General features: G+C 71.5%; 7 protein-coding genes. 2 read left to right on the top strand and 5 right to left on the bottom strand.

Annotated features, from left to right (window positions below):
- Window positions 1–3: 3 nt before the first annotated feature.
- Together AC0B44_RS12540 and AC0B44_RS12535 are read right to left on the bottom strand one after the other, a co-directional pair.
- Window positions 4–384: a chorismate mutase gene (locus tag AC0B44_RS12540; RefSeq protein ID WP_471903205.1), complete on the bottom strand. Its 381-nt coding sequence runs from the start codon at window positions 382–384 to the stop codon at window positions 4–6.
- A gap of 258 nt (window positions 385–642) precedes the next feature.
- Window positions 643–981, bottom strand: a complete 339-nt coding sequence (locus AC0B44_RS12535; RefSeq protein WP_072698158.1) for an RNA polymerase-binding protein RbpA — start codon at window positions 979–981, stop codon at window positions 643–645.
- A 183-nt stretch (window positions 982–1,164) separates the two neighbouring features.
- Between AC0B44_RS12535 and AC0B44_RS12530 the strand changes: the two genes are divergently transcribed.
- Window positions 1,165–1,497 (top strand): hypothetical protein, encoded by a 333-nt coding sequence (locus AC0B44_RS12530; RefSeq protein WP_471903204.1) that lies wholly within the window; start codon window positions 1,165–1,167, stop codon window positions 1,495–1,497.
- A gap of 21 nt (window positions 1,498–1,518) precedes the next feature.
- Here the strand turns inward: AC0B44_RS12530 and AC0B44_RS12525 are convergent, their stop codons facing one another.
- On the bottom strand, window positions 1,519–2,121 hold the full coding sequence (locus AC0B44_RS12525) for a hypothetical protein (RefSeq protein WP_471903203.1): 603 nt from the start codon (window positions 2,119–2,121) through the stop codon (window positions 1,519–1,521).
- A 580-nt stretch (window positions 2,122–2,701) separates the two neighbouring features.
- Here AC0B44_RS12525 and AC0B44_RS12520 point away from each other — a divergent pair.
- On the top strand, window positions 2,702–24,760 hold the full coding sequence (locus AC0B44_RS12520; protein WP_471903202.1) for a non-ribosomal peptide synthase/polyketide synthase: 22,059 nt from the start codon (window positions 2,702–2,704) through the stop codon (window positions 24,758–24,760).
- Window positions 24,761–24,781: 21 nt separating this feature from the next.
- Here the strand turns inward: AC0B44_RS12520 and AC0B44_RS12515 are convergent, their stop codons facing one another.
- The gene (locus tag AC0B44_RS12515; RefSeq protein WP_471903201.1) at window positions 24,782–25,366 is read right to left on the bottom strand and encodes a zeta toxin family protein; all 585 of its coding nucleotides are present in this window, start codon (window positions 25,364–25,366) and stop codon (window positions 24,782–24,784) included.
- Window positions 25,363–25,740, bottom strand: coding sequence for a TA system antitoxin ParD family protein (locus tag AC0B44_RS12510; protein WP_169622305.1), 378 nt, complete (start codon window positions 25,738–25,740; stop codon window positions 25,363–25,365). Before AC0B44_RS12510 ends, AC0B44_RS12515 begins: the two co-directional genes overlap by 4 nt.
- Window positions 25,741–25,747: the final 7 nt, after the last annotated feature.

Genomic DNA, 25,747 nt, shown 5'->3' with positions numbered 1-25,747 from the left:
GCCTCAGATCTGGGGGTCCCCGGAGCGTGCCCGGCGTCGCGGACCGGCGCCGTCACCCGAACCGGCGACGATGTCGTCCTCGAGCCTGCAGGCCTCCCCGATGAGCAGCGTGAACAATTCTTCGACGAAATCGCCGGACAGCCCGTTGCTGCGGGCATAGTCCTGGGCGCGGCGGTGCACCACCTGCATCCGATCCGGTTGCAGCACGGCGATGTCGTGGCGTCGTTTGAGTTCAGCGACGCGGACACACAGGGCCAGCCGCTCTCGGACGCCGTCGAGCAACGCGCGGTCGAGTCGGTCGAGGTGGGCGCGCAGGGCGTCCAGTTGGGTTTCCGGTGTCGGTGCGGTCGTCGTGTCCGCCGCGGTGCTGTTCCTGTCGTTCACGTGCGCTCACCCCTACAGCCCCCGGGGGTGGGGGTCGGATCGTGAAGTGTTCGACGGTGCCCGACTCGTCGGTTGGTATTCGCTCATGATTGCATGTGGCCGAACCGAAGTGCCGACGATTGATGGATTTGTGCCACTCCGGAAACTCTGGTGATCTCCGGTCTCGAAATGGTGTCGGAGGACTCGCCCGGAAAATGCAAAATGCCGTTGCGGGAAACAATTCCCGCAACGGCATTCTTTGCGTCGGTGCAGCCTCGGTCAGGCTCCGCGGCGCTTCGCCTTGATCAAATCGAGGCGTTCCTGCAGCAGAACCTCGAGTTCCTCGATCGAGCGGCGCTCGAGCAGCATGTCCCAGTGGGTGCGCGGCGGCTTGACCTTCTTCGGCTCCGGTGCGGCGCCCTCGACGAGGGTGCCCTCCAGGCCGTTCTTGCACATCCAGGTGCCGGGGATCTCCGCTTCGTCGGCGAACGGCACATCGAACTCTTCGCCGTTGTCGCAGCGGTAACGGGCGATCCGCCGTGGCGCCAGATCGTGGTCACGGTCGGTTTCGTAGCTCACCGCGCCGAGCCGGCTGCCTCGCAGTACACGATCTGCCATGGTGGTGTCCTCTCCTTGTGCTCCACCCGGGGGTGGGCTCGCCGGTACCGGCGAGCGCCCACGCGGGATCAACGTTCACCTCATGTCAACGCCGACGGGGCCGATTCCGTTCCCGCGGCCCGCGTCAGGGCCGGATACACCACATTACCGGCCGCCTCCGCGACGGCAGTAAGGTGTCCGGTCATGACCGAACGGACCCGCCCGCCGGGCAACTGCCTGTGGTGTGGGCGACCTGTCCCGGAGATCGGGACGGGGCGGCGCCGACAGTACTGCCGGCAGTCGTGCCGGCAACGCGCCTACGAGCAGCGCCACACCACCCGGGAGGCCGGTCTGCCCGAGGACGCGGTGGTGCTCACCGCCGCCGAGGTCGAGTCCCTGGCGGACCGCGCCTATCTGGTGCGCTGCGCCGCCGAGGACGTGACGACCGCGGTGGCGGAGGGCGCCGACACCGAGGAACTGGGCCGGTTGTGCGCCGAACTGGTGACGCTCGCCCGCGACGCCGAGCGGATCCGCTGAGCGCTCCGCCCGGCCGTCCGGTCAGGCGAAGAACCCGCCCATCGTGTACACCACCTGGCAGAACGCGCCGTTGGTGTAGTTGATCGACCCGAACAGGGCGGCGAGCACCGGGCCGGTCCCGGTGTTGACGGTCTTCGACAGTTGCGGAACCCCGCCGATCGAGTCGTCGAGCGTCTCGATGCCGCCGCGGAAGGTCTCCATGTTGAGCCAGACGAACTTCAGGTCCGCTGCGGCGGGCGTGACCGGGATGGTGGGCGCGACGAAGATCTTCAACTGCCCGATCTGCACGTCCGGGTTCACGTTGGGGCCGGGTTGCACCCATCCCGTGGTCATCGCGTACGGCACCAGGCCGCCGCCGCACCCGGGCCCGAGCGTGGGTGCGGGCTGCATGAACGGCTGCGGGGTGTTGCGCGGCGGCGGCGCGAACAGCGCCGACCCCGTTCCGCCGCCCATCATGTCGTCGACGGCGCGCAGCGCGCCGGGGTCGGGTGCGGCGGCCGCCCGCAACTGCTCGAGCGGCAGGCCCGGCGGCGCGGGTTCGGCGGAGGCGTGGGCGGGCAGGGCGACGGCGAGTGCGGTGGCGAACAGTACGCCGAGAGTGCGGATGGTCCGGCGACGCGGCATCGGGTGCTCCTTCGAGTCGGCTGTGCAAGTCGGATGTGGAAGCAAGTCGTATGTGGGAAGCAGGTCGTGCGGGAACGCGGACGAGCGGTCGCGCGCCGAGGCGAGGCGTCCCGGGGCGACGGTGAGGCGACGTGCGTGACGCGGGGGTGCGCGGCACCCTGAATTCCTGACGCGTACGGGGGTACCAGAACCCGAGGATAAAGAGGCGAGCATCCCTCCGGGCGAAATTGGCACACATGTCCGAGCATTTCCGACATTTGCCGCGTACCGCAGCACTGTTTAAACGGAAGTGCGCATCTACGCAGTACTCGTAATTGCCGGCATACGACGCGGTAAACGGTCGGTAAAGACTATTCGGGCGGAAATCCAAGATCGAATTCGGCGTCGCCGGGAAATCGGCGTTCCTGTTTCCGGAATTCGGACGCCTCCGATAATTGTGAGCTAACTTGGGGAAGTGCTCCCGGTCACAACCGGGAGCTCGAACGGGGGCCGAACTCGGCGAGACACGATCGGCGAGGATCGGCCCCGACGCGATGTCGGGGGCGCGCCGTTTCACGCCAACATCGCTTCCGGAGGGGACATGTCGTTGCGACAGCGTCGTCTGCAGCTACCACCCGATGCTTTTCCACTCTCGTCCGCACAACGCTCCATCTGGTTCGCGCAGCAACTGGCACCCGAGGTGCCGATCTGCATCGCCCAGTACGTCGACCTGCCCGGTGACCTCGACATCGATCGGGTGCGTCAGGCCGGCTACGTCGCCGGCGGCGAGTTCCAATCCGCCTGCCTGCGGGTCGTGGAGGTCGACGGCGAGCCCTACCAGTACGTCGACCCCACATTGGCCGCGAAACCGATCGAGGTGGTCGACTTCCGGGCCGAACCCGACCCGCTCGAGGCGGCGCACCGCTGGATGACCGCGGACTACTCGCGCCCCGTCGATCTCGCGCACGACCCGCTGATGAACATGACCCTGCTGCGGATCGACGACGCCCGCTACCTCTGGTACGGCCGCATCCACCACGTCGCGCTCGACGGCTACGCCGCGATGACCATGGTCAACCGCATCGCCGCGCTCTACACCGCCGCCGTCGAGAACCGCGATCCCGAACCGGCGCGCGCCGCCGACCTCCGCACCCTCTACGACTGGGACCGCGACTACCGGCAGTCGACCCGGTACGTCACCGACCGGGACTACTGGCTCGAACGGGTCGCCGGGCTCGAGGACGGCTCGACCCTGGCCACCCGCGCCGGCCCGCTCGCCCCGGTGTCGTTGCTGTCGAGCATCCCCTTGCCCGACGATCTCGTCGCCGCTCTGACCGCCATCGACGAGGACGCCGGGTCGTCGTCCACCGCCGCCGTGGTCGCGGCATTCGGCTGCTACCTGGCGCGGATGACCGGCACCGACGACGTCGTGGTGAACCTGCCGGTCTCCGCCCGCACCACCGCCTCGGCCCGGCGCTCGGGCGGCATGCTCGTCAACACCGCCCCACTGCACCTGCACATCGACCCGGACGACACCCGCACCGCGCTGGTGCGGCGCGTGCAACTGGAACTGACCGGCGCGCTGCGCCACCAGCGATGCAGCATCGAAGACATCCGCCGGGAATCGGGGACCACCGCGCCGCACGCCTACGCCGGTCCCACCATCAACGTGATGCTCTTCCGGCAGGAGATCACCCTCGGCGACCTGCGCGGCGAATTCCACATCATGACGTCCGGGCCGGTCGAGGATCTGCTCGTCAACATCTATCAAAGCGGTACCCCGGCAAGGACATTCCTCGATTTCCGGGGCAATCCGTACCGGTACGACGACGCCGAGATGCGGGATCACCATCACCGGTTCGTGGAGGTGCTCACCGCGTTCCTGCAGGCCGACGGCGACACGCCGGTCGGCGTGATCGACCCGCCGACCGCCGCGATCGGGGCGCAGCGCGCCCGCACCGCCGCCGCCGCCGCGTACTGGCGGGCCGTCCTCGCCGACGCGCCGGACCATCTCGAGTTGCCCCGGCCCGCCGACTCCGACGTCGCGGACGCCGGGGTCGCGGAATTCGACACCGATCTGCCCGTCTCGCGCAGCGTCGCCCAGGTGCTCCGGGACCCGGCTGCCGACCCGCGGCACCTGCTCTACGCGGCCACCGCCGTGGTCACCTCGGTGCTCACCGGCAGCCGTGACACCGTCGTCGGCGCCCCGGCGGCCACCACCGTCCTACCGATCCGCAGCGACGTCGACCCCACCGCACCGTTCGCGCAGTTCCTCGAGAAGGTGCGGCAGCGCGCCCAGGACGCGGCGACGCACAGCGACGTCGACGGATCGGTGCTCGCCGGCGTGTCGGTGCCCGTGGTCGTCGACATGCAGACTCCTTCCGCCGACCCCCGGTCCTCCGACGATCCGGCACACGGTCCCGGACATTCCGGCGGCCCGGCGCTGACGTTGGAGGTCACCCCCACGGACGACGGGTTGTGCGTGCACGGCCGGTACCGGCCCGACACCCTCGACGAGGACACCGCCAGAACTTTCGTCACCCGACTGGGCCGCGTCCTCGACACGGCGGTCACCGACCCCACAACCACCCTCGGTGATCTGCCGGTCGTCGGGAAAGACGAACTCGCCGGACTCCTGCCGGCACGCGGACTCCCGGCGACCTCCCCACAGACCCTGCCCGAGATGCTGTCCGCGGTCGCCGCGATCGTGCCCGACGCAGTCGCCCTGTCCTGCGGCGACGATGCACGCACCTACCGGGAACTCGACGAATGGTCCAACCGGCTCGCGCGGATCCTCATCGACGCCGGCGCCGGCCCCGAACGGTATGTCGCGCTGGGTATCGGCCGGTCCCTCGAGTCGGTCGAGGCGATCTGGGCGGTCGCCAAATCCGGGGCGGCGTTCGTGCCCGTCGACCCCGCCTACCCGCGCGATCGGATCGAGTACATGCTCGCCGACTCCGGCGCGGCACTCGGGCTGACCACCGCCGCCCACCGCGCCGATCTGCCCGACACCGTGGACTGGCTCGTCCTCGACGACCCGGCGGTGCGGACCCGCATCGCCGAGACCGACGCGACCGGGCTGACCGACACCGATCGCCTTGCGCCCCTGCACACCGCGCACCCCGCCTACCTGATCTACACCTCCGGATCCACCGGCCGCCCCAAAGGTGTGGTGGTGCCGCACCTGGGTCTGGCGAACCTGTCCGCGACGCTGCACTCGCGGCTCGAACCGCAGCCCACCTCCCGCGTCTCGCACTTCTCGTCCCCGAGTTTCGACGCCTCGGTGTTCGAGTACATCACCGCCTTCGGTATCGGCGCGACCCTGGTCGTCATTCCCGCCCACGTGTACGGCGGCGACGAACTGGCCCGGCTGTTGCGCGAGGAACGGATCACCCACGCGTTCTCCACCCCCGCCGCGCTGGCCTCCGTCGACCCCACCGGCGTCGACTGCCAAGCGGTGACGGTGGCGGGGGAGGCCTGCCCACCGGAACTGGTCGCCCGCTGGGCGCCCGGGCGGCGCATGTTCAATGCCTACGGCCCGACCGAAACCACCATCGTCGTCAACGTCACCGATCCGCTCGTGCCGGGAGAGCCGATCACCATCGGCACCCCGGTGTGCGGCGTCGACGAGGTGATCCTCGACGCCCGGCTGCGGCCGGTGCCCGCCGGTGTGACCGGCGAACTGTACGTCGGCGGAGACGGAGTGACCCGCGGCTATCACGGGCAGCCGGGACTGACCGCCACCCGGTTCGTCGCCGACCCGCACGGCCCGGCCGGCAGCCGCATGTACCGCACCGGCGACGTGGTGCGCTGGCAGTCCACCCCCGACGGCGCCCCGACCGCCGAATACCTCGGCCGCTCCGACTTCCAGGTCAAGATCCGCGGTTTCCGCATCGAACTCGGCGAGATCGACACCGCGCTCACCGACCATCCCGACATCGCGTTCGCCGCGACCCTCGGTCACACCGCCCCCTCCGGCGACACGGTGCTCGTCTCCTACGCGCTGCCCGGACCCGGCCGCGCCGTCGACCACGACGCGCTCCTCGCGCACCTCGCGAACCGGCTGCCCGCGCACATGGTGCCCGCCGCGCTCGTCGCACTCGACGAGATCCCGCTGACCGCCGTCGGCAAACTCGACCGCCGCGCCCTCCCGGAGCCGATGTTCGGCACGACCGGCACGACCGGCACCGCACCGGCGTCCGCCGCCGAGGCCACCATCACCCGGGTGTTCACCGAGCAACTCGGCGTTCCCGACATCGGCGTGCACGACAGCTTCTTCGATCTCGGCGGCAACTCCCTGATCGCCACCCGCGTGGTTTCCCGCCTCAACGACGCGCTCGGCACCGACCTGGGGGTGCGGACGCTGTTCGAAGCACCCACCGCACGCACCCTCGCCGCGCAACTGACCGACGCGCCCACCGATCGGGTGCCGCTGATCGCCGGTCCCCGCCCGGACCGGGTCCCGGTCTCCGCCGCCCAGCAGCGCTTGTGGTTCGTCAACCAGCTCGACCCGCAGTCCGCGTCCTACAACCTCCCGATGGCCCTGCACCTGACCGGACCGCTCGACACCGCCGCGCTCGCCGCCGCCGTCGCCGACCTGCTCGACCGGCACGAAGCGCTGCGCACCGTCTTCCCCGGCACCGCCGACGGACCCGTTCAGCAGGTCGTGCCCACCGCCGACCCGGACCTGACCGCCGTGCCGATCGACCCCGCCGACCTCGACGCCGCCGTCGCCGAATTCACCACCGCCGGTTTCGATGTCACCACCGACCTGCCGGTGCGGATCCGGCTGTTCACCACCGCCGACGACGACCACACCCTCGCGGTGGTGGTGCACCACATCGCGGCGGACGGTGCCTCTCTCGCCCCGCTGGCCCGCGACCTGATCTCCGCCTACGCGGCCCGCACCCACGGCACCGCCCCCATGTGGACGCCGCTGCCCGTCCAGTACGCCGACTACACCCTGTGGTTCGACGAGGTGCTCGGCGACCTCACCGACCCCGACTCGCGGGCCGCGACCCAACTCGCCTTCTGGCGCGACCGGCTCGCCGGTGCCCCCGAGGTGACGGCGCTGCCCACCGACCGGCCGCGACCCCCACGGCAGTCGTTCCGCGGTGACACCGTCCGCTTCGACCTCGACCCCGAGTTGTACCGGGGGATCGGAGAACTCGCCCGCGCCCACGGCGCCACCACCTTCATGGTCGTGCACGCCGCGCTCGCGGTGCTGCTCGCACGCCTGTCGGGCAGCGACGACATCACCGTCGGCACCCCCGTCTCCGGCCGCGGGGACCCCGCCCTCGACGACCTCGTCGGCATGTTCGTCAACACCGTCGTGCTGCGCAGCACGCTGCGCGGCGACAGGAAGTTCACGGACCTGCTCGCGACGACCCGCGACGACGACCTCGACGCCTTCGCGCACGCCGATCTGCCGTTCGACCGGCTCGCAGACACCCTTGTCACGGCCCGGTCGGAGGCGTACTCGCCGCTGTTCCAGGTCATGCTCGCCTTCCAGAACAACGAGTCCGCGCATCTCGAGTTGCCGGGCCTGACCGTCGACATCGCCGAGATCGACACCGGCACCACCAAGTCCGACCTGCACCTGCTGCTCAGCGACGTGCCCGGCGACGACGGCACCACCGTCACCTCCACCGGAGCGCTGTCCTACGCGACCGACCTGTTCGACCGTGCCACCGCCGCCGCGTTCGCCGACAGTTTCGTGCGGATGCTCACCGCGCTCGTCGCCGACCCCACCACCGCGATCGGGGACGTCGACCTGCTCACCTCCGCCGAACGCACCCGCATCCTCGAGGACTGGAACGCCACCACCGCCCCCCGCACCGACGCCACCCTCGGCGACCTGTTCGCCGCACAGGTCGCCGCCGCCCCCGACGCCCCGGCGGTCACCGCGGGGGAGACCACCCTGAGCTACGCCGAATTCGACGCCGCCGCCAACCGTCTCGCCCACGTGCTGCTCGACGCCGGCGCCGGGCCCGAACGGGTCGTCGCGCTGGCCGTGCCCCGCTCCCTCGACCTGCTGGTCGGCATGTACGCGATCGTCAAGACCAGGGCCGCGTACCTACCGCTCGACCCGGAGCACCCGGCCGACCGGATGGCCTACGTCCTCGACACCGCCCACCCGGTGACGGTGCTGGTGCGCGGCCGCGACCACCTCACGCTGCCCGCCGGCACCCCGACCGTCGACCTGGACACCCTCGACCTGGACACCGCCGACACCAGCGGTGTGCCCGCGACCGCGCCCACCACCGCCGCCGACCGGCCCGACCCGACCGGCGACACCCTCGCCTACGTGCTGTTCACCTCCGGCTCGACCGGACGGCCCAAAGGCGTCGCCGTCGGGCACGCCGCCATCGTCAACCGGTTGCGCTGGATGCAGCACACCTACCCGCTCACCGCCGCCGACACCGTCGTCCAGAAAACCCCCGCCACCTTCGACGTGTCGGTGTGGGAGTTCTTCTGGCCCTTGCAGGTCGGCGCGCATCTCGTCCTCGCCGACCCCGGCGGCCACCGCGACCCCGCCTACCTGCTGCGGCTGATCGACGACCGGCAGGTCACCGTCGCCCACTTCGTGCCCTCGATGCTCGAGGTGTTCGTCGACGCCGTCACCGCCGGTCGCGGCGCCTCGCTGCGCCTGCTGTTCGCATCCGGGGAAGCACTACCGGCGGCGACGGCCGCCGCCACCCGCGCCGCGCTCCCGGGGACCGCACTGCACAACCTGTACGGACCCACCGAAGCCGCCGTGGACGTCACCGCGTGGCCCACCGGCGACACCGACACCGGCGCCGTGCCCATCGGCACCCCGGTGTGGAACACCCGCACCTACGTGCTGGACGCGCGGCTGCATCCCGTCCCGCCCGGCGCGGCCGGCGAACTGTATCTGGCCGGCATCCAACTCGCCCGCGGCTACCTCGACCGCCCGGCCGCCACCGCGGACCGGTTCGTCCCCGACCCGTACGGTTCGCCCGGGTCCCGCATGTACCGCACCGGCGACCTCGCCACGTGGCGGCGCGACGGCGCCCTGATGTACTTGGGCCGCACCGACTTCCAGGTCAAGATCCGCGGCCTGCGCATCGAACTCGGCGAAATCGAACAGGTGCTGCGCAGCCACCCCGACGTCGCACAAGCCGTCGTGCTGGTCTACGAGCGGGGCGACACCCACCTCGCCGGGTACGTCGTCCCGCGACCCGACCGCGCCGTCGACACCGCCGCACTGACCGCGTTCGCCGCCGCCCGCCTCCCGGACTACATGGTGCCCACCGCACTGGTGGTGCTCGACCGGCTCCCCGTCGGACCCAACGGCAAACTCGACCGCCGGGCGCTGCCCGAACCCGACCACACCGGCACCGCCGCGTACCGGCCACCGAGCACCCCGCACGAAGAGCAGGTCGCCGCGGCGTTCACCGACCTGCTCGGCACCGCCACCGTCGGCCTCGACGACAACTTCCTCGACCTGGGCGGCACCTCACTGCTCGCGATGCGCCTGGCCGCCCGGCTCGCCGCGATCCTCGGGATCGATGTCGGGATCCGGGATCTGTTCGACCATCCCACCGTCGGTGACCTCGCCGCGCACCTGAGCCGGGCCGACCGCGACAGCACCGCTCGCCCCGCGCCGGTCGCCGGACCCCGCCCCGACGCGATTCCCCTCTCGCCCGCCCAGCAGCGCATCTGGTTCATCAACCAGTTCGACACCACCTCCCCGGCCTACAACATCGCTGTGGCCCTGCACCTGTCCGGCGATCTCGACCCGGCCGCGATGCGCCTCGCGGTCGCCGACGTCGTCGCGCGCCACGAATCGCTGCGCACCCGATATCCGTTCACCGACGACGGCCCGGTGCAGGTCGTGGTGCCCGCCGCGGCGGCCCCGCCCGAATTCGCGGTCGTTCCGCTCGACGCCGCCACCGATCCCGACGCGCAGATCGCCCGCATCGTCGGGGCCGGATTCGACGTCGCCACCGAGATCCCCACCCGCATCCGGGTCCTGAGCATCTCCGAGACCGAACACGTCCTGGTGCTGGTCGTGCACCATGTCACCGCCGACGGTTTCTCGATGGGCCCGCTGGCCCGCGACATCATCACCGCGTACACCGCCCGCCGCACCGGACACGCCCCGCAGTGGGACGCCCTGCCCGTCCAATACGCCGACTACGCGCTGTGGCAGCACCGGGTCCTCGGCGACGAGGACGACCCCACCTCCATCGCCGCTCGGCAACTACAGTTCTGGCGCACCACCCTCGACGGTGCCCCCGAACTGCTCGAACTGCCCCTCGATCGACCCCGGCCGGTCCAGCAGAGCCTCCGCGGCGCGCAGGTGCCGTTCACCATCGACGCCGACACCCACCGGCGACTCGTGGCGGTGGCCCGCCGGCACGACGCGTCGGTGTTCATGGTCGTGCACGCCGCCCTGTCGGTGCTGCTCGCCCGCCTCGCCGCCACCAACGACATCGTCGTCGGCACGCCCGTCGCCGGACGCGGTCACCGCAACCTCGACGACCTCGTCGGCATGTTCGTCAACACCGTCGTGCTGCGCAACCACGTCGACGAGAACGCCACGTTCACCGCGCTGCTCGACGACCTCCGCAACGCCGATCTCGCCGCGTTCGGACACACCGACGTTCCCTTCGAACGACTCGTCGAAGTCCTCGATCCGCCCCGATCGACGGCGTATTCCCCACTGTTCCAGGTGCTGCTCGAATTCCAGGACACCGAACGCCCCGACATCCACCTGCCGGGACTGACCGCGTCGGTGCTCGACCTGCAACCGGAACTGTCGCACTTCGACCTGCAACTGTCGATCGCCGAGGACACCGACGACGACGGACCCGCCGGGATCCGCGCCGCCTTCACCTACGCGACCGACCTGTTCGACGAGACCACCGTGCGGTCGTTCGCCGACCGGTTCGTGCGGATCGTCGACACCGTCGGCAGCACTCCCACCGTCACGGTCGGGGACATCGACATCGTCACCGGCCGGGAACTCACCGCACTGGCACCGGCCCGCGGCCTGCCGCCCGTCTCGTCCCAGTCGTGGCCCGAACTGCTCTCGTCGATCGCGGCGATCGTGCCGGACGCGGTCGCCCTCTCCTTCCGCGACCGCGAGGTGACCTACGGCGAACTCGACCGCTGGTCCACCCGCCTGGCGCGCCTGCTCATCGACGAGGCCGGTATCGGACCGGAATCGGTGGTCGCGCTGGGTCTCTCACGATCAGTCGAATCCGCGGCCGCGGTGTGGGCGGTGACGAAAACCGGCGCGGCGTTCGTCCCCGTCGACCCCGCCTACCCACCCGACCGCATCACCTACATGCTCACCGACTGCGCCGCCGCCGTCGGCCTGACCACCAGCGCGCACCGCGACGCGCTGCCCGACACGGTGCCGTGGCTGATCCTCGACGACCCGGCGGTACGCCGCCGCATCGACGACACCTCCGACACCCCCGTCACCGACCTCGACCGCACCGCCCCATTGCACCTCGATCACCCCGCCTACCTGATCTACACGTCCGGATCGACGGGCCGCCCCAAAGGCGTGGTGGCCACCCACCGCGGCATGGCCAACCTGCACGCCGAGGTGCGCAGCCACTTCGCGCTCACCCACACCGCCCGCGTGTCCCACCTGGCATCGCCCAGCTTCGACGCGTCGATCTTCGAATACACCAAGGCGTTCTGCGCCGGCGCCACCCTGGTCATCGTCCCGCCCGACATCTACGGCGGCGACGAACTCGCCCGGCTGCTGCGCGACGAGCGGGTCACCCACGCCTTCATCACGCCCACCGCGCTCGCCTCACTCGACCCCGCCGGTCTCGATACCCTGCAGGTGCTCGTCGTAGCGGGGGAGGCATGCCCCCCGGACCTGGTCTCCCGCTGGGCGCCGGGTCGGCAGATGTTCAACGGCTACGGCCCGTCCGAAGCCACCATCGAAACCAGCGTCAGCGCACCCCTGCAGCCCGGGCACACCGTCACCGTCGGCAGCCCCGCCATCGGCTTCCACCAGGTGGTGCTCGACGACCGGCTCCGGCCCGTCCCCACCGGCGTGGCCGGCGAACTGTACATCGCCGGCGCCGGGGTGGCGCGCGGCTACCACCGCCGACCCGACCTCACGGCCGCCCGCTTCGTCGCCGACCCGTACGGCGCGCCGGGGGAGCGGATGTACCGCACCGGCGACATCGTGCGGTGGCGTTCCGACGGCACCGTCGAATACCTCGGCCGCTCCGACTTCCAGGTCAAGGTCCGCGGATTCCGCATCGAACTCGGCGAGATCGACGAGGCACTGACCGCCCACCCGGACGTGGTGTTCGCCCACACCCTCGGCCACACCGCCCCCAGTGGCGACACCGTGCTGGTGTCCTACGTGCTGCCCGACCCCGCAGCCGCGCCCGACCCGCAGGCCCTGCGCACCCACCTCGGCGCGTCCCTGCCGGCGCACATGGTGCCCGCCACCGTCGTCGTGCTCGACGACATCCCGCTCACCCCGGTCGGCAAACTCGACCGGCGCGCCCTGCCCGTCCCCGACCTCGCCGCGACCGGCGACGACTACCAGGCACCGACCTCCGACCTCGAACGGGTCCTCGCCGGCATCGTCGCCGAGGTCCTCGGCCACCCGCAGATCTCCATCGACGACAACTTCTTCGACCTGGGCGGCAACTCCCTGGTCGCGACCCGGGTCGTCGCCCGCATCAACACCACGCTCGGCACCGACGCCGGTGTGCGGGTGCTGTTCGAGGCCCCCACCGTGCGGACCCTGGCGGTGCGGGTGCTCGACGACCACGGCGGGCACGGGCGGGTGCCGCTCACCGCCGCGGAACGCCCCGACCGCCTCCCACTGTCCCCGGCGCAGCAGCGGATGTGGTTCGTCAACCAGTTCGACACCACCTCCGCCGCCTACAACATCCCACTGGCGATCCGGCTGACCGGCCGACTGGATCTGCCCGCGCTGATCAGCGCGGTCGGCGATGTCCTGGACCGGCACGAAATCCTGCGCACCTGGTATCCCGACGACGGACACGGCCCCCACCAGGTCGTCACCGACACCGGCCGGGTCCTCGCCGACCCCACCCCGGTGCCCGTCGCCGCACCCGACCTGCCCGCCGCGCTGCTCGAATTCCTCTCCGCCGGGTTCGACGTCGCAGCCGCCGTGCCCGTGCGGATCCGGGTGATGCGCGTCGTCCCCGACGACCCTGCCGGTCCGGACTCCGACCGGCCCGACGAGCACATCCTCGCCGTGGTCGTCCACCACATCGCCGCGGACGGGGCGTCGATGGCGCCGCTCGCCCGCGATCTGATGACCGCCTACCTGGACCGCACCCGCGGCGCCGAACCGTCCGCGGCGCCCCTGACCGTGCAGTACGCCGACTACGCGCTGTGGCAGCAGCAACTGCTCGGCGACCCCGACGATCCCGACTCCCTGGCTGCCGGCCAACTGCGGTACTGGCGCGAAACCCTCGCCGACCTCCCCGAGGTGCTGCCGCTGCCCACCGACCGGCCGCGCCCGGCACACCGCACCTTCCGCGGCGACATGGTGCGGTTCACCGTCGACGCCGACCTGCACCGCCGCGTCACCGCCCTCGCCGCCGAGCACGGCGCCACCGTGTTCATGACCGTGCATGCCGCGCTCGCGGTGTTGCTCGCCCGCCTGTCGGGCACGGACGACATCGCCGTCGGTACCCCTGTCGCGGGCCGCGGGCACCGCGCGCTCGACGACCTCGTCGGCATGTTCGTCGACACCGTGGTGCTCCGCACCCCCGTCTCCGGCGATCTGTCGTTCTCCGATCACCTCGACCGCACCCGCGAGATCGACCTGTCCGCGTTCGGGCACACCGAACTGCCCTTCGAGAAGCTCGTGGACGTGCTCGCCCCGACCCGCGCCACCGACCATTCCCCGCTGTTCCAGGTGGTGCTCGAGTTCGAGAACAACGAACGCGCGCACCTCGACCTGCCGGAACTGACCGTCGAGGCGCTCGAGACCGATCTGCCCGTCACCAAATTCGACCTGCAACTGAACCTGCAGGAAGCACCCGACGGCACCGGCATGTCCGGGGCGTTCACCTACGCCACCGACCTGTTCGACGCCGACACCGTCGCCGACTTCACCGACCGGTTCGTGCGGGTGCTCGACGCGGTCACCGCCGACCCGCAGCGCCCCGTCGGCGACGTGGACGTGCTCGCCCCCGGTGAGCATCCCCACCGGCCCGCATCACCGCGCGTCCCCGCCGCCGACACCCTCGTCGACCTGTTCCGGCGCGGCGCCGACCGCGACCCCGACGCCGTCGCCGTCACCGCCGAGGACGGCACCCTGACCTACCGGGACCTCGACGAGCGGGTGCACCGGCTTGCCCGGTTGCTCGTCGACCACGGCGCCGGGCCCGGCGAACTCGTCGCCGTCGCCCTGCCGCGCACCTGCGACCTGGTCGTCACCCTGCTCGCGGTGCTCGACACCGGCGCCGGATATCTGCCCATCGACGTGACCTACCCCGCGGACCGGCTCGCCCACATGTTCGCCGACGCCCGCCCAGTGTGCACCGTGACCAGCGGCGACCACGCCGCACCGCTACCCGAGTCGGGCCCGCCGGCGCTCCACCTCGACGATCCCGACGTCCGCGCACGACTCGCGACGCTGCCCGCCACCGCACTGACCGACGCGGACCGTCGCGGGCCGTTGCACCCGGACGCCACCGCCTACGTCATCTACACCTCCGGCTCCACCGGACGGCCCAAAGGCGTTGTCGTGCCCCACCGCACCGTCGTCACCCTGATGTCCGACACCCGCGAGATGTTCGGGTTCGATCACCGCGACGTGTGGACAATGTTCCACTCCTACGCCTTCGACTTCTCGGTGTGGGAACTGTGGGGGGCGCTCGCCCACGGCGGCCGCCTCGTCGTCGTCGACTACCACACCGCCCGCGCCCCGCAGGACTTCCTGCAGTTGCTGCGCCGCGAACACGTCACCGTCCTCAACCAGACCCCGACGGCGTTCTACCAACTCATCGAAGCCGACCGCGCCGCCGGGGGAGAACCTCTCGCGCTGCGACGGGTGTTCTTCGGCGGTGAAGCTCTCGACCTGGCCCAACTCGGCCGCTGGTATCGCCGACACGACGACACCGCACCGGCCCTGGTGAACATGTACGGCATCACCGAGACCACCGTGCACGTCACCGCGCTGCCGCTGGACCGGCACCTCGCCGACACCGCCACCGCCAGCCTCATCGGTGAACCGTTGCCCGCGCTGCGGTCCCATCTGCTCGACGCACGACTGCATCCGGTCCCCACCGGTGTGGCGGGGGAGTTGTACATCTCCGGAGAGCAACTGACCCACGGCTATCTCGGACGCCCCGACCTGACCGCCTCCCGGTTCGTCGCCGACCCGTACGGCCCACCCGGGGCCCGGCTGTACCGCACCGGCGACCGGGCGCGTCGCACCCGCCGCGGCGACCTCGAATACCTGGGGCGCAGCGACTTCCAGGTCCAGATGCGCGGATTCCGCATCGAACTCGGCGAAATCGAGACGGTGCTGCTGCGCTGTCCCGGAGTCGCGCGGGCCATCGCCGTCGTGCACACCGACGCACGGTCCGGTGCCGATCGGATCGTCGGCTACGTCGTCCCCGAAACCGGCACCGACCTGGACGTGACCGCTACCCTCGACCGCGCCGCCGCCGACCTCGCCGGTTACATGGTGCCCGCGACCCTCGTGGTGCTCGACGCCCTGCCCGTCACCGCCACCGGCAAACTCGACCGGCGGGCGTTGCCCGCCCCGGACTTCGCCGCCCGCACGACTGGGGGCCGCGCCCCCACCGACGGCGCCGAACAGGCCCTCGTCGACCTGTTCGCGCAGGTGCTCGGTCTCGACACCGTCGGTGTGGACGATTCGTTCTTCGCCCTCGGCGGCGACTCGATCATGTCCATCCAACTGGTCTCCCGCGCCAAAGCTTTGGGCCTGGACCTCACACCCCGCGCGGTGTTCGAGCACAAGAGCCCCGCCGGTCTCGCCGCGGTCGCCGGAACCACCACCGCGCCTGCGGAACTGGCCGAACTGCCCGGTGGGGGTGTCGGTGCCGTCCCGATCCCACCGATCGTGCACTGGATGCTCGACCGCGGCGGACACTTCGACCGGTACTCCCAGTCGGTGCTGCTGCGTCTGCCCACCGGCCTCGACCACACCACACTCACCGCCATCGTCGACGCCGTCGTGGACCGGCACGACATGCTCCGGGCGCGTCTCGTTCCCGACCCGGCAGCGCCCGCCGGATACGGTCTGCACGTCGACCCGCCCGGCAGCGTCACCGCCGACACCGTCGTGCACCGCGTCCCGGTCACCAGTGCCGCGGACACCGACGACTTCTTCGCCCTCGCCGCCACCGAACTCGACGCCGCCGCCGACCGCCTCGACCCGACCGCCGGGCGCGTCGTGCAGATCGTGTGGTTCGACGCCGCCAGCGGCGCCGGCCGACTGCTGATCGTCATCCACCACCTCGCCGTGGACGGCGTGTCGTGGCGCATCCTGGTACCCGACCTCGCCGCCGCGTGGGGCACCGCCGCACACGGCGACCCGACCGGGTCGCTGCTACCCCCACCGGCCGGCACCTCGGTGCGCCGCTGGGCGCACGCCCTCGTCGACGCCGCCCGCGACCCGGACCGCCGCGCCGAAGCCGAGTACTGGCGCGACATGCTCACCGGCGCCGAACCGCCGCTCGGACGCCGCCCGTTCGATCCGGCCCGCGACACCAACGACACCGTCACCACCGTCATCGGCAACCTGCCCACCGCAGTCACCGACGCGATGCTCACCACCGTGCCCACCGCGTTCCACGGCAAGGTCGACCACGCCCTGCTCACCGCTGTCGCACTCGCCGTGCAGGCATGGCGCCGGGACCGCGGCGACGACACCACCAGCGTGCTGCTCAACCTCGAAGGCCACGGCCGCGACACCGCCGCCGTTCCCGGCGCGGATCTGTCCGGCACCGTCGGCTGGTTCACCACCATCCACCCGCTGCGCCTCGACCTGACGGGCATCGACCTCGACGACGCGCTGGCCGCCGGTCCCGCCGCCGGCCGCGCCGTCAAGACCGTCAAGGAACACCTCGCCACCGTCCCCGACCACGGCATCGGGTACGGGCTGCTGCGCTACCTCGACCCCGGCATCGGCGAAGACCTCGCCGCCCGCCCCACCCCACAGATCAGCTTCAACTATCTCGGCCGTCCCACCGCCGGCACCGGCAGCGCCACCGACACCCCGTGGCTGCCCATCGCCGGATTCCCGCACGGCGGCGCCCAGAACCCCGACATGCCCGCCGCCGCCGTCATCGACATCAACGCCGTCACCGTCGACACCCCCGACGGGCCGGTGCTGCGCACCCACTGGTCCGCACCGGCCGGACTGCTCGACACCACCGACCTGGCCCGGCTCGACGCCACATTCACCGCCGCGGCCACCGCGCTGACCCGCCACACCCGCACCCCCCACACCGGTGGACTGACCCCGTCCGACCTGCCGCTGGTCCGGCTGCCTCAGGACAGCATCGAGGACCTCGAACAGCGATACGGGCCGCTCGAGACGGTCTGGCCCACCGCACCGCTGCACAGCGGCCTGCTGTTCCACGCGCTGCTCGCCGGGGACGACCCCGACGCCTACATCGTCCAACTCGTCCTCGACCTGCGCGGCCCCCTCGACCCGGCCCGGCTGCGACGGGCACTCGAACTGCTGCTCGACCGGCACCCCAACCTGCGGACCGCGTTCACACCCGGCCCCGACGGCCACCTCCAGGTCGTCCCGTCCCACGTCGACCTGCCGTTCACCGTCGTCGACACCACCGACGAACCCGACCCCGACGCCGCCGCCGCGCACCTGCTCGACACCGACCGGCACACCCGGTTCGACACCGCGCACCCACCGCTGCTGCGCGTTACGGTCGTGAGCACCGCCCCGGACCGCCACCTCGTGGCCCTGACCAACCATCACCTGCTGCTCGACGGCTGGTCCACACCTGTCCTGATCCGCGAACTGCTCGTGCTCTACGCCACCGACGGCGACCCCGCCGTCCTGGACCGCCCGCACAACTACGGGACGTACCTCCAATGGCTCGCCGACCGCGACCCCGCAGCATCGATCGACGCCTACCGGGACGCCCTCGACGGTCTCGACGAACCCACCCTGCTGGCGCCGCAACACCGGTCGTCGCGCAGCACCGGCATCTCCGAAGACCTCGACATCGACCTCGACCCGACGCTGTCCACACGCCTCGACGAGATCGCCGCGGCCCGCGGCGTCACCGTCAACACCCTCGTGCAGACCGCCTGGGGACTCGTCCTCGGGGCGCTGACCGGCCGCACCGACGTGGTGTTCGGCGCCACCGTCTCCGGCCGGCCGCCGCAGGTGCCGGGCATCGAATCGATGGTGGGACTGTTCATCAACACCGTTCCCGTCCGGATCTCCCTGCGGCCCGGGGACACCGTGGGCGGCCTCGTCGACCGGGTCCGCGCCGAACAAACCGCGCTGCTCGACCACCACCACCTCGACCTGGGCACCCTCGACCGGCACCTCGGCGCCGCCACCCGTTTCGACACCCTCACCGTGTTCGAGTCGTACCCGGTCGAACGCGCCGGGCTCACCTCCGACACCGACATCGGCGGGATCCGGGTCGCCGACATCACCGGCCACGACGCCGCGCACTACCCGCTGAGCGTGGTGGTGCACACCGACACCGCGGTGCACCTGCGGATGAAGTACCTGCCCGACGTGTTCGACCGAACCGAGGTCACCGGCATCGCCGAACGCATCGCCCGCGCCCTCGACGCCCTCGCCGGCGACCCCACCGTGCCCGTCACCAGCGTCGAGATGCTCACACCCACCGAACGCCGCACCCTCGCCCCCGTGCACGGGCCGATCGGCGGCAGCGTCGCCACGATGCCCGACCTGTTCACCGCCACCGCCGCCGCACACCCGGACCTCCCCGCGGTGCTCGACCCCGCTTCCGGTGCGACCGCCCGCACCGTCACCTACGGCGACCTCGACGAGCGGTCCACCCGGCTGGCCCGGATCCTGCTCGCGCGCGGAGTGGGGCCGGAGACCTTCGTGGCGCTCGGCATCGCCCGGTCCGTGGAGTCCCTCGTCGCGCTGTGGGCGATCACCAAGACCGGGGCGGCGTTCGTACCGGTCGATCCCCGCTATCCGGCCGACCGGGTCGCGTTCATGCTCGACGACTGTGGCGCGACTGTCGGGGTGACCGCCGAAGCGCACGTCGCCGGCCTGCCCGGCACCGTGCAGTGGCTCGTGCTCGACGACCCGGAGACGACCACCGCGCTCGCGGCCGCCGATCCTGCGCCGATCACCGACCGGGACCGCACCGTCCCGCTGCGACTCGACCACGCCGCCTACCTGATCTACACCTCCGGATCCACCGGCCGTCCCAAGGGAGTACTCACCACCCACCGCAGCCTCGACAACTTCGCGCACACCCAGCAGGACCGGTTCGGTGCCGGACCCGGCTCCCGGGTCATGCACTTCTCGTCGCCGAGTTTCGACGCGTCCATCTTCGAATACCTGCTGGCATTCGCCTCCGGCGCAAGCCTCGTGGTGGTGCCCCCGCACGTGTACGGCGGCGCCGAACTCGGCCGCCTGCTCCGCGACACCGCCGTCACCCACGGGTTCATCACCCCCGCCGCGTTGGCGTCGCTCGACCCGGCGGACCTGACCGCCTTCACCGACCTGTCCGTCGGCGGCGAAGCCTGGCCCCCCGAACTGCGCGACACCTGGGCGCCGCACCGCCGCCTGGTCAACGGGTACGGCCCCACCGAAACCACAGTGATGGCGACGATCAGCGATCCGATCGGCCCCGGCGACCCACTCGTCCTCGGCGGACCGCTACAAGGCGTGCACGCCGTCGTGCTCGACCCGGCGCTGCGGCCCGTCCCGCTCGGTGTTGCCGGTGAGCTGTACCTCGCCGGACTCGGACTCGCCCGCGGCTACCACGACCGGCCGACGCTGACCGCCTCCCGGTTCGTCGCCGACCCGTACGGCACGCCGGGGGAGCGGATGTACCGCACCGGAGACATCGTCCGGTGGACCGGCGACCCCGACGACAGCCTGCAACTCGACTACCTCGGCCGCGCCGACTTCCAGGTCAAGATCCGCGGATTCCGGGTCGAACTCGGCGAGATCGACGCCGCCCTGACCACGCACCCGGCGGTGTCCTTCGCGGTGACCGTCGCGCACACCGCACCGAGCGGCGATCCGGTGCTGGTCGGGTACGTCCGTCCCGCCGGCGACACTCCTGTCGACCCGGATGACGTCAAAGAGCATCTGGCGCAACTGCTTCCGGAACACATGGTGCCCGCCGCGATCACCGTCCTGGACACGATCCCGCTCACCCCGGTCGGCAAACTCGACCGCCGCGCCCTGCCCGTCCCCGACCTGACCGGCACCGGCGCTTACGAACCCCCGAACGGCGACCTCGAAACCGCCGTCGCCGCCGAATTCGCCGACGTGCTCGGCCTCGACCGGGTCTCGGTCACCGACAACTTCTTCGACATCGGCGGCAACTCCCTGGTCGCCACCCGCGCCGCGGCCCGCCTCGGCGACCGGCTCGGCCGTGACATCGCGGTGCGCACCCTGTTCGAAGCGCCCACCGTCCGGATGCTCGCCACCCATCTCGACGCCGAGACGAGTACCGGCCGCGACACCGCAGGACCCACCCCGGTGCCGCGCCCCAGCCACATCCCGTTGTCCCCGGCGCAGCAACGCCTGTGGTTCCTCAACCAGTTCGACCCCGGCAGCGGCGCCTACAACATTCCGCTCGCGATCCGGCTCGGCGGCCACCTGTCCGCCACCGCCCTCGGCGACGCGCTACACGACGTGGTCGCCCGGCACGAGAGCCTGCGCACGGTCTACCCGGCGTCCGCCGCCGGACCGCGCCAGCGCATCCTCGACGCCGACGACGTGGCATTGACCCTCGACGTGGTGCCCGCCGACAACGACACCGTCTACACCGCGGTCGCCGACTTCATCACCACCGGATTCGATGTCACCGTCGACATCCCGCTCCGGGCGCGGGTGTTCACCCTCGGCCGCGACGAACACCTCGCGGTGCTGGTGGTGCACCACATCGCCGCCGACGGCGCCTCCACCGGCCCGCTCGCGCGTGATCTGCTCGGCGCCTACCAGGCCCGCAGCCGCGGCGACGTCCCCGCGTGGACGCCGCTGCCGGTGCAGTATCCGGACTACACGCTGTGGCAACTCGACCGGCTCGGCGAGCCCACCGACGCGGCATCGCTCGCCGCCGCGCAGGCCGAGTACTGGCGCACCACCCTCGCCGGACTCCCCGACGTGCTCACCCTGCCCACCGACCGGCCCCGCCCCCCGCAGCAGTCGTTCCGCGGCGACATCGTGCGGTTCCCCATCGGTTCCGACCTGCACACCCGCCTCACCCGCCTGGCGTCCGCGCACGGCACCACGCTGTTCATGACCGTGCACACCGCTCTCGCCGTGCTGCTGGCCCGCCTGTCAGGCAGTGACGACATCGCCATCGGATCCCCGATCGCCGGACGCGGCCACCGCGCCCTCGACGACCTGATCGGCATGTTCGTCAACACCGTCGTGCTGCGCAGCCGTGTCCCCGGCGACGCACCGTTCACCGACCTGCTGGGCACCGTCACCCACGACGACCTCGAGGCGTTCGCCCACACCGATCTGCCGTTCGAACGTGTCGTCGAGGCGGTCGAACCGGCCCGCTCGACCGCCCATTCGCCGCTGTTCCAGGTGTCCCTCGAGTTCCACAACACCGAACGCCCCACCCTGGAACTGCCGCACCTGACCGAAGAGGGCGTCCAACTCGACCCGCAGGTGTGCAACTTCGACCTCGAACTGCTCCTCGGCGAGGACCCCGCCGGAGGCATGGACGCCGCCTTCGTCTACGCCACCGACCTGTTCGACCGGGACACCGTCGCCGGGTTCGCCGACCGGTTCGTCCGGCTCCTCCGCGCCGTCACCGCCGACCCCGCCGTCCCCGTCGGCGACGTCGACCTGCTCACCGACTCCGAACGCGCGGCGCTGGTGCCCGCCACCGGCCCGGCGGGCGGCCCCGCCCGAGTGTGGCCGCAGTTGCTCGACGACGCCGTCGCCACCGACCCGGACGGTCTCGCCGTCATCGACGGAGACACCACCCTGACCTACCGGGATCTCGACGCCCGCTCCACCGCGCTGGCCCGCCTGCTGCTCGCCCGGGGAGCCGCCCCGGACACCGTCATCGCGCTCGCGCTGCCCCGGTCCGTCGACGAGATCACCGCGGTGTGGGCCACCACCCGCACCGGCGCCGTATTCGTCCCCGTGGACCCGACCTACCCTCCGGACCGGATCGAATACATGCTCGGTGACAGCGGCGCCGGCCTCGGGATCACCGTCGCCGACCACCTCGAACACCTGCCCGGCTCGATCACCTGGATCGTGCTCGACGACACCGAGATCCGCGACGACCTCGAGCACCGGGACACCCGCCCGGTCACCGACGCCGATCGCGCCGCCCCGCTGCGCCCGGACCATCCGGCCTACCTGATCTACACCTCCGGCTCGACCGGACGGCCCAAGGGCGTGACCGTCACCCATCGCGGTCTCGGCGATCTCGCCGCCGCCGAGCGGGAGCATCTGCAAGTCGAACCCGGCAGCCGCGTCTCCCACCTGGCGTCCCCGAGCTTCGATGCGTCGATCTTCGAACAGCTGATGGCGATCTGCGCCGGCGCCACCCTGGTGGTCGTGCCGCCCGACGTGTACGGCGGGGAAGACCTCGCCGCGGTGCTGCGTCACCACCGGGTCTCCCACGCGTTCGTCACGCCGACCACGCTGGCGTCCCTCGATCCCACCGAGGTGCCGGACCTGCGGGTACTGCTCGTCGCGGGGGAGGCCCTGCCCCCGGCGCTGGTGACACGCTGGGCCGACGGCCACCGCATGATCGACGCGTACGGACCCACCGAAGCCACCGTCATGAGCTCACTCGGTGACCCGCTCACCGCCGGTGAGCACGTCACCATCGGCCGGCCCACCCGCGGCGCCGCCGCCGTCGTCCTCGACACTCGACTCCGGCCCGTGCCGGTCGGGGTGCCCGGCGAACTCTATGTCGCCGGTGCAGGTCTGGCCCGCGGCTACCACCGACGCCCCGATCTGACCGCCGCCCGGTTCGTCGCCGACCCGTACGGCGACCGCCCCGGCGCCCGGATGTACCGCACCGGCGACGTCGTGCGCTGGACCGCCGATCACCGACTCGACTTCGTGGGCCGCTCCGACTTCCAGATCAAGGTCCGCGGCTTCCGCATCGAACCGGAAGAAGTCGACGCCGTCCTCACCGGCCACCCCGACGTCGACTTCGCGCACACTGTCGGATATCCCGCACCCTCGGGGGAGACGGTGCTGGTCAGCTACGTGCGCACCACCGCGGTGCCCGCCCCGGATCCGGGCGCGCTCCGCGACCGTGCCGCCGCCCACCTGCCCGCGCACATGGTGCCCACCGCCGTGATTCCGCTCGCCGACATCCCGCTCACCGCCGCCGGCAAACTCGACCGCGGCGCGCTCCCGGCCCCCGAATTCGCCGGAGCGGGCGGGCAGCACCGCGATCCGGCCGACGACCTCGAACGCACCGTCGCCGCGGTGTTCGCCACACATCTCGGTCTCGAGACGGTGTCGGTCGACGACAGTTTCTTCGCCCTCGGCGGCACCTCCTTGCTCGCCACCCGGCTGGTACCGGACCTGTCGCGCCGCCTCGACCGGCGGATCCCGATCCAGGTGCTGTTCACCCATCCCACCGTCGCCGACCTGGCCGCACGCCTGCGGGAACCGGGGGAGGACGAGACGATCGACGACGCGCTGCGGGTGCTCGTGCCGCTGCGCGCGGGCAGCGGACCGGCGCTGTTCTGTGTGCATCCGGCCGCGGGGCTGGCCTGGGCCTATGCCGGCCTGACCGAACGGCTCGGCGGGCGCGGCGTCTACGGTCTGCAACTGCCCGCCCTGAGCACCGGAGAGATCGTCAAATCGGTCCCCGCGCTCGCGCGCCGCTACGCCGACGAGATCCGCCGTGCCCAACCCGACGGGCCGTATCACCTGCTGGGCTGGTCGCTCGGTGGAGTCGTCGCGCACGCCGTCGCCGTGGAACTGCAGCGCGGCGGAGCCGCGGTGGACACCCTCGCGCTGATCGACAGTCACCTCTCCGTTCCCGGCGGTGCGACCCCGATCGCGGTCAACGACATGCTCCGCGACCTCGGGGTTGCCACCAACGGCGGACCGGACCCCAGCTACGCCGACGCACTGGACCTGCTCGAGCGCAGCCTGGGCGGTCCCACCGGGCTGACACCGCGGCATCTCGAGCGGTTGCACGCAGGTTCGGCCGCCGCGACCCGCGCGGTGCGGCGGCACTCACCGGACACCTTCATCGGCGATGCCCTGTTCTTCAGCGCTCGACGGTCGTCGACCTCGGTGCCGGCAGTCACCGCGTGGCACGACCTGATCGACGGGATGCTGCACCAGTACCGCCTCGACGTCGAACACCACGAGATGGTGGCGCCGCCCGCGGTGGACACCATCGCCACGGTGTTGCGGGCCCGACTCGAGGACAGCGACGCGAACCTGCGGCGCGGACGCCGGTACCGGCGCATCGGCAGCGGATCCGGGCGGTGAACCGGGCCCGCTCGCATACGGTCAGCCCGAGACGGTGGGTGCGCCGGTCAATGCCGCGGGCGTCCACGCGGGCCACGCGACCTCGCCGACCGCATCACCGTCGACGAACCGGGCCGCGATCCGGGTGACGTCCGCGGCGGTGTTGTCGTAGACGGTCGCGTGGTCGGCCCGCCCGATCGCGTCCGCCACCAGCGGCCACAGCCGGTCGAAGCGGGAGTGGATCTTCTCTTCGGGGACGCGATGGCCGCCTTCCACGACGCGTTCGGCGACACGGGCCACGGACAACTCCACGGGCACGAGCACCACATGCAGCACCACCACGTACCCGGCGCGCTGCGCCCGGTCGATCAGATCGAGTTTCGACGGATGCGAGAACACCGTCTCGGCGATGAACGACTCACCCTGCTCGATCAGCAGGTCACGGATGGTCGCGGCGATCTGCGCGGCCTCGTAGGAGTGTTCCTCCGGGCTGTCGGGCCACCGCTGCTTGGCGATCACGTCGGCGTTGACGAACGCGCTGCCGGGGAGCAGGGGAGCGAGGCGCTGCTCGACGAAGGTCGATTTTCCGGATCCGTTGGGTCCGACGACGAGATCGAGTCGCCTCACAGAACGATCTGGGTGCCGTCAGGCAGATGCTTGACGACGCGGCCCTGCTCGTCGAGCACCACCGAGGCGAGGCCCCGGGCGGCACGGTCGGTGACGTGATGGCCGGTGGCGAGGGATTCCTCGAGTGCTGCGGCGATCTCGGCGTTGAACACGACGCCTTCTTCGTCGGAGAGTTCGCGCAGCGGCAGGCGTCCGGCGAGCGCGGCCTCGACGCGGCGCCGCGCGACCTGCCGCTGGTTGGACACCTCGCGGCCCACTCGCGCCCAGTGTTCGAGTTGCTGGCGGGCCGAGCGGTTCTCCCGTTCGCCTTCGGACGCGGCGGCGTCGACGAGCTCCGACGAGAACCTGGTCACCTTGTCGACGACGTTCGTCATGACGTAC

It is taken from the genome of Rhodococcus sp. NPDC019050 (genome assembly GCF_055664235.1).
This window is presented reverse-complemented; position numbering and strand designations above follow the sequence as displayed.